16 protein-coding genes are annotated in these 15,356 nt (G+C 37.7%); 7 read left to right on the top strand and 9 right to left on the bottom strand.

Features of this window, described 5'->3' with window-relative positions:
- Positions 1-35 precede the first annotated feature (35 nt).
- Positions 36-611 (top strand): elongation factor P, encoded by a 576-nt coding sequence (efp, locus tag BN1206_RS07815; RefSeq protein ID WP_013438554.1) that lies wholly within the window; start codon positions 36-38, stop codon positions 609-611.
- 48 nt (positions 612-659) lie between these two features.
- Here efp and BN1206_RS07810 read toward each other — a convergent pair whose 3' ends face one another.
- On the bottom strand, positions 660-1,247 hold the full coding sequence (locus BN1206_RS07810) for a PepSY domain-containing protein (protein WP_014566121.1): 588 nt from the start codon (positions 1,245-1,247) through the stop codon (positions 660-662).
- Positions 1,248-1,351: 104 nt separating this feature from the next.
- On the bottom strand, positions 1,352-1,720 hold the full coding sequence (locus BN1206_RS07805) for a DUF1304 domain-containing protein (protein WP_052543182.1): 369 nt from the start codon (positions 1,718-1,720) through the stop codon (positions 1,352-1,354).
- A 316-nt stretch (positions 1,721-2,036) separates the two neighbouring features.
- Here BN1206_RS07805 and BN1206_RS07800 point away from each other — a divergent pair, with 316 nt between their 5' ends.
- The 3 genes from BN1206_RS07800 (at position 2,037) to BN1206_RS07790 (ending at position 4,744) form a co-directional block, all read left to right on the top strand.
- Positions 2,037-3,674, top strand: coding sequence for a peptide ABC transporter substrate-binding protein (locus BN1206_RS07800; protein WP_052543181.1), 1,638 nt, complete (start codon positions 2,037-2,039; stop codon positions 3,672-3,674).
- 99 nt (positions 3,675-3,773) lie between these two features.
- Entirely contained in the window at positions 3,774-4,229 is a 456-nt protein-coding gene (locus BN1206_RS07795; RefSeq protein WP_052543180.1) for a MarR family winged helix-turn-helix transcriptional regulator, read from the top strand.
- Positions 4,229-4,744 (top strand): GNAT family N-acetyltransferase, encoded by a 516-nt coding sequence (locus BN1206_RS07790; protein ID WP_052543179.1) that lies wholly within the window; start codon positions 4,229-4,231, stop codon positions 4,742-4,744. Before BN1206_RS07795 ends, BN1206_RS07790 begins: the two co-directional genes overlap by 1 nt.
- A 54-nt stretch (positions 4,745-4,798) precedes the next feature.
- On the opposite strand, the gene BN1206_RS07785 is transcribed toward BN1206_RS07790, so the two are convergent.
- The 5 genes from BN1206_RS07785 to BN1206_RS07765 all read right to left on the bottom strand — a co-directional run bounded on the left by BN1206_RS07785 (position 4,799) and on the right by BN1206_RS07765 (position 9,127).
- Positions 4,799-5,437 (bottom strand): PepSY domain-containing protein, encoded by a 639-nt coding sequence (locus BN1206_RS07785; protein WP_013438548.1) that lies wholly within the window; start codon positions 5,435-5,437, stop codon positions 4,799-4,801.
- Between the two features lie 21 nt (positions 5,438-5,458).
- Positions 5,459-6,004: a PepSY domain-containing protein gene (locus BN1206_RS07780; protein WP_046433615.1), complete on the bottom strand. Its 546-nt coding sequence runs from the start codon at positions 6,002-6,004 to the stop codon at positions 5,459-5,461.
- A 113-nt stretch (positions 6,005-6,117) separates the two neighbouring features.
- Positions 6,118-7,455, bottom strand: coding sequence for a sensor histidine kinase (locus BN1206_RS07775; protein ID WP_013438546.1), 1,338 nt, complete (start codon positions 7,453-7,455; stop codon positions 6,118-6,120).
- 1 nt (position 7,456) lies between these two features.
- Positions 7,457-8,158 (bottom strand): response regulator transcription factor, encoded by a 702-nt coding sequence (locus BN1206_RS07770; protein ID WP_013438545.1) that lies wholly within the window; start codon positions 8,156-8,158, stop codon positions 7,457-7,459.
- A 51-nt stretch (positions 8,159-8,209) separates the two neighbouring features.
- Positions 8,210-9,127, bottom strand: coding sequence for a prolyl aminopeptidase (locus BN1206_RS07765; protein ID WP_013438544.1), 918 nt, complete (start codon positions 9,125-9,127; stop codon positions 8,210-8,212).
- 117 nt (positions 9,128-9,244) lie between these two features.
- On the opposite strand from BN1206_RS07765, the gene BN1206_RS07760 reads away from it, so the two are divergent.
- The gene (locus BN1206_RS07760; RefSeq protein WP_013438543.1) at positions 9,245-10,849 is read left to right on the top strand and encodes an ATP-binding cassette domain-containing protein; all 1,605 of its coding nucleotides are present in this window, start codon (positions 9,245-9,247) and stop codon (positions 10,847-10,849) included.
- 183 nt (positions 10,850-11,032) lie between these two features.
- Positions 11,033-11,776 carry a PAS domain-containing protein gene (locus BN1206_RS07755; RefSeq protein ID WP_013438542.1) on the top strand — a complete coding sequence of 248 codons (744 nt, stop codon included), beginning with the start codon at positions 11,033-11,035 and terminating at the stop codon, positions 11,774-11,776.
- 79 nt (positions 11,777-11,855) lie between these two features.
- Here the strand turns inward: BN1206_RS07755 and BN1206_RS07750 are convergent, their stop codons facing one another.
- Together BN1206_RS07750 and BN1206_RS09810 are read right to left on the bottom strand one after the other, a co-directional pair.
- Positions 11,856-12,128 (bottom strand): hypothetical protein, encoded by a 273-nt coding sequence (locus tag BN1206_RS07750; protein WP_013642387.1) that lies wholly within the window; start codon positions 12,126-12,128, stop codon positions 11,856-11,858.
- 61 nt (positions 12,129-12,189) lie between these two features.
- Positions 12,190-14,214: a collagen-binding domain-containing protein gene (locus BN1206_RS09810; RefSeq protein WP_156172743.1), complete on the bottom strand. Its 2,025-nt coding sequence runs from the start codon at positions 14,212-14,214 to the stop codon at positions 12,190-12,192.
- A gap of 277 nt (positions 14,215-14,491) precedes the next feature.
- Here BN1206_RS09810 and pnuC point away from each other — a divergent pair, with 277 nt between their 5' ends.
- The gene (gene pnuC / locus BN1206_RS07740; RefSeq protein ID WP_013438538.1) at positions 14,492-15,229 is read left to right on the top strand and encodes a nicotinamide riboside transporter PnuC; all 738 of its coding nucleotides are present in this window, start codon (positions 14,492-14,494) and stop codon (positions 15,227-15,229) included.
- The last annotated feature ends 127 nt before the right edge of the window (positions 15,230-15,356 follow it).

Raw genomic sequence — 15,356 nt, 5'->3', positions numbered from 1 at the left:
AAAGAGATTGAAGAAAATTAAGGGAGAAAAAGCAAATGGTACAAGCAATTAATTTGAAAAAAGGTATGATTTTTAGTCAAGACGGCAAGTTGATCAAGGTTTTGAAGGCTAACCACCACAAGCCAGGTAAGGGTAACACCGTTATGCAAATGGACTTGCGTGATGTTAAGAGTGGTGCCGTTGTTCATAAGACTATGCGTCCAACTGAAAAGGTAGACTTAGTTGAAGTAACTAAGAAGAACGCACAATACTTGTACAGCGAAGGCGACACTTACACCTTTATGGATACTGAAACTTACGACCAATACGAAGTTTCAGCTGATCAATTAGGTGACGACGTTAAGTTCTTGATTCCTAACACTGTCGTTGACATGGACTTCACTGATGACAACAAGATAATCGGTATTGAATTACCAGCAACTGTTGAATTGACTGTTAAGGAAACTCAACCAGGTATCAAGGGTGCCACTGTTGCAGGTGGTGGTAAGCCAGCTACTATGGAAACTGGTTTGGTTGTTCAAGTTCCTGACTTTATCAACGAAGGCGAAAAGCTTGTGATCGGTACTGAAAACGGTGATTACAAGTCACGTGCCAACAGCCAAGCAAGATAATTAAAAATTGCGAAAAAATAAGCATTACCTCAGGGTAATGCTTATTTTTCACATCACATGTTTAGTGACGGCATTAATTTTTACGACACGTTTTTGACTGTTTTCGACCAGATTGATCTTCCAAATAGCTTGATCATTGTCGTCTTTTAGTTCCCATGATAATGGCGTAGCACCAGGAACTTCGCGCAAGGCAATGGAAGTAGCTTCTTTACGAGAAATAGTTTTCTTTAAGTTCAGTGAAGATTCTTTATCATAGTTGTAGTCGAGTACCTGGGTTGATTGCCCGATGATTTGATTATTGGTAGCGTCGACTTGAATCATGCAGTCCTTGTAGTTATCGTAGCCGATAATGTTGTAGACATAGATGCCGTTGTCTGGCACTAAGGAAATGGATTTAATTTCGGCACTAGAATAAAGTGATTTGAATTTACGGATGGCGGCGGCTTGACTGGTTTGGATTGCAGGCAATTTATCGCTAGAATAGCTGACCTTTTGTGTCTTGTTTAAAAAGTCACCTACGCTAACAGTTACGTTGTTTGTTTGGGGCTCAAGTTGCGTCATGTAATTCTTTGCAATAAAGATACCTAAGCCTATACCAATGCCAATATTTAATATGGCCAAAAAGATTTTTTTCATTAGTCACCTACCTGTAAAAATATAGTTGTGTTTTAGTTTATACTTAATTATAAACTATATTTTAGATAGTGACATATTGTCAATAAATTATTATTGAATTTGTCTTATTTCTGTAATGTTACGAAAATCAAGGCAAGTAGAGCTGGTAACATTTGCACCAAGAAGATCTTTTTAGTTGCGGTAAAACCACCAAAAATTGCGACTACGACGATCAAAGTAAGCAATAATTGCCAAACAGTGAAAGCAATTGAAGCCTTAAAAACGAAGTAGACCAATATCAATAATAGGCCGAGCATCCCGTTGTAGATGCCTTGATTTGCCATAGAAATTCTGGCAGCAGGCTGCTTTACAAAATCAAGGTCCATGTCGAAAGCCTTAGCTTGCATTTCTGGTTTACCAAAAATTTCTAGAAAACAAATTCCGATATGTTCAATCCCTACGAGAAACGTTAATACAGCAGCAATTACATTCATTTTTTCTCCTCCTTTTTTCGTTAATAATTATACCTGAAAAAAGGATTTTGCAAAATAAAATGTTGACAGCTGTAAACTCTCAAGTTAAGATAGGCTTATTAAAAGTAAGAAGGAGATGAATCACATGTTATTAGCACGTCAAATGCAATGTCAAAACTGCCAATGTTGTTGTATTAACAACATCTATTTGTCGTGCTCTAATGTGTGATCATCAAAGACTATTACTGAATAACTAGTTATCAAGTTGTGGTTCTTTTTGGGATGTATTCCGCGTTGGAGTACATCCCATTTTTTGTTGCAAAAGAAAGGAAAAATCATGTCGAAATTAAAGGTAGTTTTAGCAGGTATTGTCACAGTTTCAGTAGGATTGCTTCTTGCTGCTTGTGGCAATAACAATGCTTCGACAGCAGAAAAGAACACATTGAATTTAAGCACTACAGCACCACTGGACACCATTGACATCAGCAAGTCTACCGGTTTTGGTCAAACGGGCAATGTCTTTGAAAGCTTTTATCGTTTGGGCAAAAACGGTAAGCCTACTGCGGGTCTTGCTAAGAGCGGTAGTGTATCAAAAGATGGCAAAACTTGGACTTTTAAGTTGAGGGATGCCAAGTGGTCAAACGGTGATCCAATTACCGCGCAAGATTTTGTTTACTCATGGCGCAGAAGCTTGAATCCTAAGACCGCTTCACCATATTCATATCTTTTTAGCGGCGTAAAGAATGCGGATGCGGTTGCAAAAGGCAAGATGAAGCCAAGTGCAGTTGGTATTTCTGCACCAAATAAGCAAACTGTAGTCGTTAAGCTGAACAGACCGATCGCTTACTTCAAGGTTCTGATGGCTTATCCATTGTTTGGACCACAAAACGAAAAGGTCGTTAACAAGTACGGCAAGAAATATGCGACTAAGGCACAATACCAGGTTTACTCAGGTCCATTCAAGATTAAGGGCTGGAACGGTACCAATGATACTTGGTCCTTTGTTAAAAATAATGATTATTGGGATAAAAAGGTGGTTAAGTTAGACAAGATTAACTACCAAGTAGTGAAGTCTAACAACACCGGCTACCAGATGTATCAACAAGGCAAGCTGGATTTAATCCCACTTTCAAGCGAGCAAGTGAAGAATTTGAAGAGCAATAAGGACTTTACTCAATACCCATACTCATTGGTTAGATTCTTGCTTTATAACTTCAAGGACAAGAACGCAGTTAACCGTAAGGCTTTGAATAATAAAAATATTCGCTTGGCCTTGTCACTTTCAATTGACCGTGACATTGTGACTAAGAAGGTTTTAGGCAATGGCTCAACCTTGCCAACAGGTTTTGTCGCAACTGATTTAGCTAAGAATCCAACAAATGGCCAGGACTTTGCTAAGGAACAAGCGGTAAAGAATACCGTTGATTACAATCCTGCTTTGGCTAAGAAGTACTGGAAACAAGGCTTGAAAGAAATCGGTGAAAGCAGCTTAACCTTTAACATTTTGGCTTCAAACGATGAGTCTGATAGTGATCAATTAACGCAATACTTGCAATCACAATGGACCAAGGAATTGCGTGGCATCAAGGTTAATATTACAAATGTGCCAGAAAAATCTTCGGATAGTCGTGCACAAGAAGGTAACTTCGATATTTACTTGTCACACTGGGGCGGTGACTTCAACGATCCAATGACCTTCATGCAAATTCCGATGACTGGCACTTCATACAACTATGGTAAGTGGTCAGATGCTAACTACGATAATTTGGTTAGAAAAGCTGGCAATCAGGATGCTAACGATCCTGCAACGCGCTGGAACGATTTGGTTTCTGCCGCTAAGATCGTGAACAAGAACCAAGCAATTACGCCAATTTACCAACAAACTACGGCATATTTGCAAAAGCCACGCGTTCATGGTTTGATTCATAATACTGCTGGTACGCAATGGTCATACAAGTATGCTTATGTGAAGTAGAAAATAAAGCCATGATTGTAATGATCGTGGTTTTTATTTTTAATAAAATTATTGTTGCATTTGCAACAATAATCAATATAATAATTTTAGGTGAAAAACATGAAAGAAGGTATTTTAAGACAAATTAGCACGATTGCGCGGGCACTCGATTCAATTGCTAACATTGAATTCAAAGAGATGCAGCTGAATCGCGGTCAGTATTTATATTTGGTTAGAATCAAAGAAAATCCTGGTATTATCTCTGATCATTTGGCAGGGATGCTCAATGTAGATCGCACGACGACGGCACGGAGTATTAAAAAGCTAGAAGATAATGGCTTGATCGAAAGAAAAAATGATCAACAAAATAAGAAGATTAAGCACCTGTTTGTAACTAAAAAAGGTGACGAATTAGCTGAAAAAATTGAAAAAGAAAATACTTATTCAAATGAGCTAGTTCTAACCGGTTTGAATGAGAAACAAAGACAAGAATTGGCCAAACTTTTGCAACAAGTAGAAGATAATGCGAGTGAGAATTGGCACTTTGTTAAAAATGGCGGGAAGAGGGAGTATTAATGGATTACACAATTAGACCAGTCACCACTGACGACGTAGCAGAATTACAAAAGATTTCACGTGAAACATTTAAAGTAACTTTTGATCCTTTTACGGCTCCAGATGACATGGCACACTTTTTGGACGAAGATTATGCGACCGATGTCTTGATTAGCGAGATTGAAAATCCAAATAGCCGTTTCTTCTTTTTACTGGTGGGAGATAAAATCGCTGGCTATTTGAAATTCAATGTGGGGGATGCACAAAAAGAGCATCTGAAGGAAAATGCTCTTGAATTGCAAAGAATTTATTTGCGTTCTAACTTCCAGCATAAGGGACTAGGCAACGTCTTGTTTGATTATGCGGAAAAGATTGCTAGAGATGAAAAGAAGGACTACATGTGGCTTGGCGTGTATGAAAAGAACATCAACGCGCAGCACTTTTACAAGCGTCATGGTTTTAAACGGGTAGGTCAACACGTCTTCCAAGTTGGTGATGATCTGCAAATTGACTGGCTTTTACTTAAAAAATTGTAAACAAAAAAATGGTGAGGAGAATTTCTCTTCACCATTTTTGTTTGCATTTAGTTATTAATCATCGTGTTCAGTTTCAAGAATTTTCTTACTGTGAGCGTCAATCTTCACCTCAGTAGATTGGTGACCATTGACTACTTCAACTTCCCAGTAAGTCTTACCGTGTTCTTGGTCCAGCTTCCATTCTTGGCTAGTGCCTTTAGCATGTTCTTCTGCGATTACGCTAGCTTCATCGCGGCTGATAATGCCGTCAAGGTTCAAAGCTTCATTGCGGTCATCGTGATCTAAGCGCTCTGAGTGAACGCTGCTGGCATGACCAGTTTCTGCGTTGATTTCGGCAGAGTATTCATGGGTACTATCGAAGCCTTCGATTTCGTAAACGTATTGCTTGCCTTCAAGAGATAAATCGATGCTCTTAATTTGCTTGCCAGAAAATTGGCTATGGAATTTATCAATGGCTTCTTGTTGGCTTAATTTGATCTTGCTAATTTCGGTCTTAACACTGTTAGTAGTCTCTGTGGAGGAATCGCTTGTTTGACTACTTTGACTGTTGTCGCTGCTTTTAGCTGCAGTAGACTTGTGTGATGTGGTTTGGCTAGTTTGAGCAGTGCTGTTATCCTGCTTTGAACAAGCCACGGTTCCAGTTAATAATGTTGCACCTAATAAAATTGCACTAGTTAATTTAGTGAGTTTCATATCTTATACCTCTTTCAAAAATTAGTCGCGTTCTACGCTGATTACTTTTTTAGTTAAAGCATTGATCTTTACTTCGCTCTTTTTGCCGCTCTTTGAGACAGTTACTTCCCAAACAGTTCTTGAACCGTCACGGTCTAAGCTCCATTCGATAGCCTTGCTGTCAGGAACTTTCTTTTGAGCAATCTTAGTGGCAGTTGAGCGTGAAATTACTTTTGACAAGTTGATTGCCTTCTTGTTGCGGTTTTTTTCAGCTTCTGAATGAGCGGAAATCACTTTACCAGTCGAAGCGTTAATCCTCATGTCGTATTCTCTGGTTGAAGTAAAACCTTCAATTTCGTAAACGTAGCGACCATTTTCTTTTTCTAAGTTGATGAAGTCAATCTTAGCACTTGGATATTTGGCTCTGAATTTCTTAACTGCTGTACTTTGTGAAACCTTAATTTTGCTGGAAGCTGCTTGAACAGTAGTAGGTTCCGTATTTTTGTTAACAGTAGTGATAGCTGCAGTGCCTAAGCCAATTAAAGCTGCACCTGCGATGGCGAATTTCTTTAAGTTGATAGTCTTCATAATAGTTCTCCTTTGGTTTTCTTAATTCCTAATTGCTTGACTTGATATATTTATCTTACTAAGAAAGGACGTTAGAAAAACCAAAATTAGATGGAGTTTAAATGAAGATTTCTTCATTTTTCTTTGGGCAGATAAACGGAAAAGATCGTCCCTTGAGGAGTGTTGTCTTCCACCGTGATTTGGCCGTGATACTTGTCGACTTCGGCTTTGACGATGGCCAAGCCTAGGCCATAACCACCGACTTTGCTGGAGTGCGACTTATCTTCGCGGTAAAAACGTTTGAAGATCTTTTCACGGTTTTCCTGGGAAATGCCAATACCGTGGTCTGCGACTTGGAAGAGTAATTTGTCAGCTTGTTTTTTCAAAACGACGTTAATTTCGCTATCTGCAGGTGAATATTTAGCCGCATTTTCTACCAAGTTGTGGGCGATATTGCGAAAATCGGTTGGCTTGATCGGGAAGAGCAGTTGTTCAGGCAAGTTAGAAATAATTTTTTGCGGATAAACAGTCTGCACTTCATTTACTACATCAGAAACAATTTTAACCAAATCAATTGGCGTTACGTCGTCGTTATTCTGATCGATTCTACCCAAAGTAAGCAGCTCGTTAACGATCAACTGCATCTTCTTCGATTCTGAATCAATATAGTCTAATGAAGTAGAAATAATCTCTGGGTTGCTTTGCCCGCGACGTTTGATCAAATTAACGTGGCCGCGAATGGCCGCAATTGGCGTCTTTAATTCGTGTGAAGCATCGCTGACGAATTGTTGCTCGCGCTTTAACGCATTATTTTGAAAACTCAGCAGATTGTTAAATGACTGCGCCAGGTTCCTGATTTCAAGTGGATTATCGGGAATAGTGACCTTTCTCTCAGGCGTTTTATTCTTGCGAATATCCTGGATTTCCGCGTTCATCGTTTGAATCGGCCTGCTCCATTTATGAGCAAAACGGCGAATGAGCAGGATGCTGATCAAGATAGCTACTAGGTTGATGCCTAGCATCGTAAGTAGAAGCCAGGTGATTAGATTGAAGAGTTCGTCGACATTTAAGGCAACGTGAATGCGATAGCCATGGTGTCCTTCACGTGCTAAAAAATAGATATGCTTGTGTGAAACAACAAAGTTTTGATAATGGCGTTTATGGTTAATATCCTTAAAAGTCTCGTGTGCATCTTCAGAATAATAGGTTCGGCCCTGCGGCGTAGTTAAAATAATTGCATCGTCGTCTTGCTTTGCTAAATAGGCATCAAGTAGTGCCGACCAGTCGTATTGCGGTTCCAGATTTTCTTCTACGGCGGTAATAAGCTGTTCACTCTGACTTTTGGCACTGTAATAAATGTAGCCAGAAGAAATAACTAAAAAGGCGATATTGACGAGAACCAAAATAGCCACGAATAGACTGACGAATAATTTGGTTAATTGGCTAGTGGTAGTTTTAGCTTTATTTTGCATGTTAATCGTCTTCTCTTAAACAATAGCCGAGGCCGCGCACCGTTTTGATGAGCTTCTTATATGGTTCGCCCAACTTGTTGCGGATGGTTCTAATGTAGACATCAACCGTGTTGGTTTGGCCCACGAAGTCATAGCCCCAGACGACGTCGAGCAGTTCATCACGGCTTTTTACTTTTTCGGGATCCTGCATCAGTTCGGTCATTAAGGCGAATTCTTTTGGCGTTAAATAAATCTTTTCGTCATTGCAGTAGAATTCGTGCTTTACCAAGTCGATTTTTAATGGACCAAAAGTAAAGGTGGAAGTAGGGGCTGCATTTTGTTCTTGGGTCTTTTTTAAGCGACGCAAAATAACCCGAATTCTGGCAAAAAGTTCCTCAATTTCAAAAGGTTTGGTAATGTAGTCATCTAAGCCTTGATCAAGAGCAGAACTAATGTCAGAAGCGGAATTTTTCGCCGTTAACATAATGATTGGCACATCGCTTTGTTTGCGGATTCTACGCAATACAGTGATGCCGTCATAAACTGGCAGCATCCAATCAAGCAGGATTAAGGTAGGATCTTCTTTTTGAAAAAGCTCGAGTGCCTCCTTACCATCTTGTGCCCAAATTACCTGGTAGCCTTCAAATCCCAGCTCTGTTTTCACAAAGCTAGCCACTGCTTCTTCATCTTCAACTAGCAGAATTTTGACATCTTTTTCATCCATATCATTTACCTCTAGAAAAAAACGGCTGGAAAATTCCAACCGTTTTGTTAATTAATTTTGACCTTTGAAGGTGCCGTTTTCTACTTCACGAATGAAGTCAGCCAAGTGTTTGTAGTAAACTGCAGGATTATCAACCATGTGGTGGTGTCCACCATCTGGAGTAGTAACTAAACGTGAGTTAGGAATTTCCTTTTGCATAATCTTAGCAGTTGAAATAGGCATAGTTTCGTTTTCACCAAAAGTAAGCAAAGTTGGAACATTGATCTTGTGTAATTGATCTCTGAAGTGCCAGTCCTTTAACTTACCGGTGATAACGAATTCGTTGTCACCTTGGAATGCGTGATAAACGGCGCTGCCACCAATGTCCTTTAAGTGGTAAAGCTTAGAAGGTTGCTTACGGTCAACGAAGTTAATATTCAAGATTTGAACGTCATCTTGGTAACGCTTGTTGTCGTAATCATTGTTCTTTTCACATTCATGCATAAAGTCAATTTCAGTCTGTGGTAGAACTTCTTGTCTTCTTCTATTAACTGAAGCAACGTATTCATCGATTTCATCAACCATGGATGAAATGATGGCGCCCTTTAAATGTTGACCATATTTAACTGCATATTCTTGAACAAGAAGTCCGCCCCAAGATTGACCGATTAAATAAAAGTTATCGAGGCCAAGCTTTTCACGCACTTCATCAACTTCGTCTAAGAAGTATTCATAAGTCAAATATTTTTTAGCGATTTCAGGATCAGAATAATCAGGTTGATCTGAATAAAGAGAACCCAATTGATCGTACATGGTAACTTGAACGTTAAGACCTTGCTTCTTCAATTGTTCAGCAGTGTCTTCCCAGTATTCGTGGTTGCCGCCAGGACCGCCGTGAAGAGCTAATAAATGAATATCGCCTTCACCTTGAGTGTTGGTCCATAAGTGATAACCGTTGTCTAAAGTAATAATTTTAGTACCAGTTTTCATAGAATTTCCTTTCAGCCTTTATTAAAAATAGAATGTATTACATTAATTATCGTATCAGATTGAGAAAAAGACAAGTATGCGAGTATAATGGTTCAAGTATATAAAAAAGGAGAGTTTATGAGTCTTAAATATGCTAAAAAAAGCCAAATAATTAGCTTTACCATTTTGGCGGCAATTAAAGCCTGCAACATCGTCTTTGTAGCTTATATGATTCAAGTCATGTTGAACGTTGCTTCTTCTGGCTCTCATGACTACATGCACTTAATTAGATTGGCTTTATTAACTGCATTAGGTCAATTGTGCTTTATGGCCAGCAACTTTGTTTACGAAACGGTTAAGATGGGAATTATTCGTGACGTAAACATGACATTAAAAAAGGCCAATCTTCGGTATCTAGTTGATCAAGGCGATCCGGATATAAAAAGCGGTTTGTCGCTGATGACTAATGATTTAAAACAAATTGAAACTAATCGTGTGACCGCTCAACTAGATATGATTTTCCAGGGGTTGTCATTTATTGGTGCCATTAGCTTTGCTTTTTATAGTTCTTGGCAAATGACTTTAGTATTTGTAATAGCAACGATTGCACCTGCTGTAGTGCAGATGATCACTAGTCCAATTATTACTAAAAAGTCAAAGATTTGGGCAAAAACTAATGCTAATTATACGCAGCATGTTTCAGATTCATTAAATGGTGCTCAGGCTACCAAGCTTTATAACGTGCGAACAAATATTGTAACGCGTGCGGCAAATGCTGCCCAGCAAATGGAAAACGCGTTAAGAAATATGACTTTGACGCAGGCATGGGCACTAGAATTAATTTATTCTGCAGCTGAGCTTTTCTGTTTCATCATTCCATGTACCGTAGGTGGGATCTTGATGATGCAAGGCAACTTAAAAGTAGGTACTTTGGTAATGATGGTTGATTTGGCAATGAATTTTATCACGCCAGTTGTTACATTGTTTAACGAATTTAACCAAGTTAAGTCAACCGTACCGATGTGGGAAAAGACTCAAGAAGCTTTGAAACATGTGATGAAAGATGACAAGCAAAAGATCGATCATTTTGAAGGAATGAAAATTGATGATTTGTCTTATGTAACAAGTTCTGATCATAAGCGAATTTTTGATGGAGTTAATTTAGAAGTTAAACCTGGTGAAAAAGTATTGCTTATGGCGCCAAGTGGCTGGGGGAAAACAACGTTGTTGCGCCTTCTTTTGGGATCAAAAAGACCTAAAGATGGGAAGATTTTGCTTAATGGCAAAGATGTAACTGGTAATTGGGATGCAGCGCATAATTATTTCTCCTATGTTAATCAAAAGCCGTTCATGTTTGACGATACGTTACGTTTTAACATTACGCTTGGCCGGAAGGTGAGCGATGAAAAGCTGAAGCAAGTAATCCATGAAGCTGGACTTGATAATTTGGTTAAGAGCCAAGGCCTAGATAAGCAAGTGGGTGAAAATGGTAGTGAATTGTCTGGTGGGCAGATTCAAAGAGTAGAAATTGCTCGTGCTTTATTATCGGGCAGACCAATCTTGTTGGCTGATGAAGCAACGAGTGCGCTTGATCCTAAATTGTCACTAGATATTCATAAAACATTACTTGAGAATCCTAATGTTGCGGTAATAGAAGTAGCCCACAAAATCTCACCTGAGGAAAAAGCAATGTTTGATGTGATTATTCATTTGGATAAGCATACCGTTGAAACAAAGATGTAGTGAAATTAATAGGAAAAGTACTACTTTGTAAGTGGTACTTTTTAAAAAAATAAAATATATAAAATTTTATATAATAGAGTCTGGAAAAATATTGCTAAATTTATATCAATCCAATTGAATTAAAACCGCTTACAAATTATAATTAAAATTAAGAAGATTCTTTATTAGTAGGAGGAAAAAATTATGGCAGAACCTAAATGGCTTAAGGATATGAATCCTGATGAATACTTAAAAGAAGATTTTGAAGCTAAGGGTAAATCTAAATATACAGTTGAAGGAATCGATAAAAATGATCCTGAATGGCTGGATAAGGCAGCTAAGAAGGTCCATGCTGCAGAAGGTGACGATTATGTGAAGCTGGATGCGGGGTTACTTACTGTTAACCAACTTAATTGGATGCTTAGAAATACAATTGGGGAAATGACTTTTGTTGACGATAATAATGAATTTCTATGGTACAATCGTCCAACTGATCCAAATTATAAGATGCTTGCTAAACGTACACCAGATCAAGTCGGTGATACTATGAAGGCAATTCACCCCGATGTGCGTGATGTTATTCCTAATGCTAAAAAAGTAGTTCATGCTTTACGTACTAAGCAAGATGGACATGATGATGTCTATATGCCTGTTCCAACTGGTAATTTGAAGAAACTTGTTTTGCACTACTATAAGCGTGTTGAAGATGATAATGGAGATTACGCAGGTATTTACGAATGGGTTCAAGATTTGTATCCACTCGTTAAGTATTTCTGTGAAACTACTGGTCAAAAGTTGGTAGTAGATGATGATACCACAACTGGTGCAACTTATCGTAGAAATTCAGATCCTGATGCTGTAAGTGGTGCTTCAACTAAGGCTGAAAAGGTAGAAAAAACTAAAAAAACAGAAGAACCAGATACTACAACAGGTGCTTCACAACATTAATATTTATCAATAGAAAAACTCATCAATTGACTCAATTTTAGAATCATTGATGAGTTTTTTGTTAATTAATAGGATTGATTTATTTTACTGCAATCATTATTTCTTCAGTAGTGTTATCGCTAGTGATGTCGTGCTGTGGATATGCAAAGTAAGGAACTATTTGATGATTTTCAGGAATATTTGCATCGATAATTTCTTTTAATCTTTTGTTGCTAATAAATATTGCAGCATTAGCTGGTGCAGAATAATATGCACCAACTTTATTACCATAGGGATCGTAATAATTAATCTCTAAACAGTTAGCTGAATTAATATTTTTAGTAATAGAAGAATTTTGTTCGCTTTTTAGCATATTAAAGCCTCCACTTTATTAATGCGGTTACATTTAAATCTATAGTAACAGTAATTTTTAGTTAATTTTTCTTGTTGATGAATGAGCCTAATGCCGTGATTGTTGCAGCAATACTTGCTAAAACAATGCCTGTAGTAATGAGGTTAGTCTTATCTTCACCGGTTTCTGGAAGTCCAACTTCTTTTGAGGTTTCAGTTACATTTTGATTTTCTACTTCTGCTTTCGGTTTAGTTGTTGTTTCATTAGATTTCTCGGTTACAGCAGTAGGAGTTACCATAAACTTGGAAGAAGTTACTTCTTTTTGATTTTTTTCGATTACATTTTCAGGAAGTGGAGCAATAGCTTCTTCTGTTGATTCTTCTCCAGCTGGTGTTTCATTTTCATCTGTACCATCTAGATCCGATACATCTACAGTTAATGGAGGAGTAAAATCTTCTGTATTGTCAGGAGTTTCCTCTGTTTTAGGTTGTGGAGCAGGAGTATCTGGAGTTGGATTTTCAGGCGCCGGCTCTGGTTCAGGTTCAGGTTTAGGCTCCGGCTTAGGCTTTTCAGGTTCAGGTTTAGGCTCCGGCTCTGGTTCAGGTTCAGGTTCAGGCTCCGGCTTAGGCTTTTCAGGTTCTTCAAATTCTACGAATGGTGGTGTTAAGTCCCAACGGTGTGTTTCACCACTAACAGTAACTTTGTTACCAATAATATTACCGTCAATGTTAACAGCATTTGTAATATGAGCGTTGGTTGCTAGAACACTTCCCAAATGGTAGTCTCCAGCAAAATGTAATTTATTAACATCTGTACCGAAGTTCCAGAGCAATTTATTAAATTGATTTGGAGTTTCAGAAGAACCGCCAATATTATTACCATCAGCATATTCCAGTACAAGGTGAGTTTGAACTGTTAAATCTCCACCTTGAATATTAATTACATTTAAAATAATCATTGGAGCTTCAGCACCAGCAGGAATACCTTTGATCGTAATATTACGTTTGTCGCCTGAAAGGTGTGCGGCATCAATTGTTACATAAATAGGTTCCTTACTGTCGCCAGCATTCTTTATAGCCTCAGAAACATCGGTCCAACTATTGTTGAGATCATTAAAATCGGCTTTAACTCCTTCAGTCTGTGCTTGACTAGCCCAGTTATCTGACTTTTGACTTAATTTATCTAGTTCGCCTTGAATATCAATTTTTTGATCGGCTTGAACAATGTGGTTATAAGGAATATCTACTTTTCTCCAGTCAGGTTTTTCTGCAGTTCCATAGTTAACTTCAATTGCTCCATCATTTTCAAATGAACGGTATTCAATGTCTGGTCCAAAGATGACTACTTTGTTGTCACCATCGATTTTGTTAAGTCCATTGAGATTGCCAACATAGTGGATATCACCGTTGGTTAAATTATTGGTTGCATTTGAATTGGTACCAAAATTTGTACCAGAAAGTTTATCTGCAGCAATATTACCTGCAATATGACCATTTTGGGTCACTTCATTACCGAAAATATGGAAGATACCAGCGATACCTAAAGGATGTTTATCTGCCAAATCTTTAATATGATCTGCCAATTCTTCCTTGGTCATTTCATTGATATTTGGTTTATCTTTTTTATTTGTACCTTCTTTAGAAGTATTAATATTATTATTTTGAGATACATTTTCTTCAGATTTTGAATTTATATCTTCAACTGGAGTAGTACTTTCAGCTTCTTCTGTTTGAATTGGTTGCTCAGTATTAACAGATGTTTCTGGATCTGTTTTTTCTTGAGTAGATACATCTGTATCAGTTTGCACAGTAGTTGTAGTACTATCATCAGTATTTTCAGAGTAATTAGCTGAAACTTCAGTATTATCAGTAGTTAAAGTGTCTGCTGTATTATTTTCTACAGGAACACTTTCTTCTACTACTGAAGTTGTATCACTTGTTACTTCATTTGAAGTTGTATCATCAGTCATTTCATTTTGAATTGCTTCAGAGGCTGCTGAGACAATTGGCGCACTAGGACCAGCTAGTATGCCGAAACTTAATAACACTGCAACAGCACCCTTAGCCAATTTGCGAATAGCAAATTGCGTTTTCTTTGTCTTGAACATTTTTAGTACCTCCGTAGCACATAATTAATATATTATTTTTCCTTTCTTGTATACATTATATGACATGATGTCATTTATGAAAATAAAAATAAAAGCGCTTTAAAAAACTTAACAAATAAAAAATTATGGTACTAACGCAAATCAAAAAAATGTCAATCCTTGTATTTAATTTTGAGTCCACTATACTAGATAGCGATGCTTTTTAAATAAAAGAGCGGATAAGGCACAATATATAGTATATTGTGAACCTAAAATAAAAAGGGAGTAGTTTGTATATATGGAAAGACATGAGAATTATTTTGTTTGGCTGTTTAATCAATTAAAGGGGTGGCCAGTACAAAACTATTGTTTATGGTTTTTCGCATTTGGTTTTCAGTTAGCGTTACTTATTCAAGCAAAGGTTACTAGCGTAACTTTGATCACTTTTATTGGTACTCTTTTGGGTACGCTTTGTGTATTGGCAATTAATGCCACTAAGGCAATTAATGGATGGTTAGGATTGATTTCAGCAGCATGTTTCATCTATGCTGGTTGGTCAGCCAAGAATTATCTTTCTATTTTTGAACAAATTGCTTATATCGCAACTTTGGATTTGCCAGTTATCTTGTCAGTAAGATCATGGAATGATGATACTAAGAACCACTTGAGAAAGTTTGGTGGTAGAGAATGGGTCATCGCCATCGTTGGTACATTGGCCGTTTACTTGGTATCAGGCTTCTTAATTGGTAAGTTCACTAATGACCCACGTCCTTGGGTTGACGCTATCAGTTTTGCTATTTCACTTACTGCTGGTATCATGTGCTTCATGCGTTACAACAACCAATACTTCTGGTGGACTGCAAGTGGTATTTTCCAATTGATTCTTTGGGGTATCACTTATGCGCAAGGGGATGCCAACTTGGCAATGGCTATCAACTCATTGATTTACGTCATTAACGATGTTTTGGCGTTTACTGTTTCACCATGGTTCAACATGGGCCGTCGTAAATCTGGACTTAAGGAAATTAGAAACTAGTAATCAGCTAAGAATCAATTCAATATAAAAAGGAAACGTTATCGAATTTCGGTGGCGTTTTTTTGTACATAAGTGTTTTCTGAAAAGCTTTAAGAAATTTTAAAAGAGACGATATGTCACTATTAAT

The organism is Lactobacillus sp. OTU4228 (assembly GCF_001006945.1).
In the GTDB taxonomy this organism is placed as follows: domain Bacteria; phylum Bacillota; class Bacilli; order Lactobacillales; family Lactobacillaceae; genus Lactobacillus; species Lactobacillus amylovorus.
This window is presented reverse-complemented; position numbering and strand designations above follow the sequence as displayed.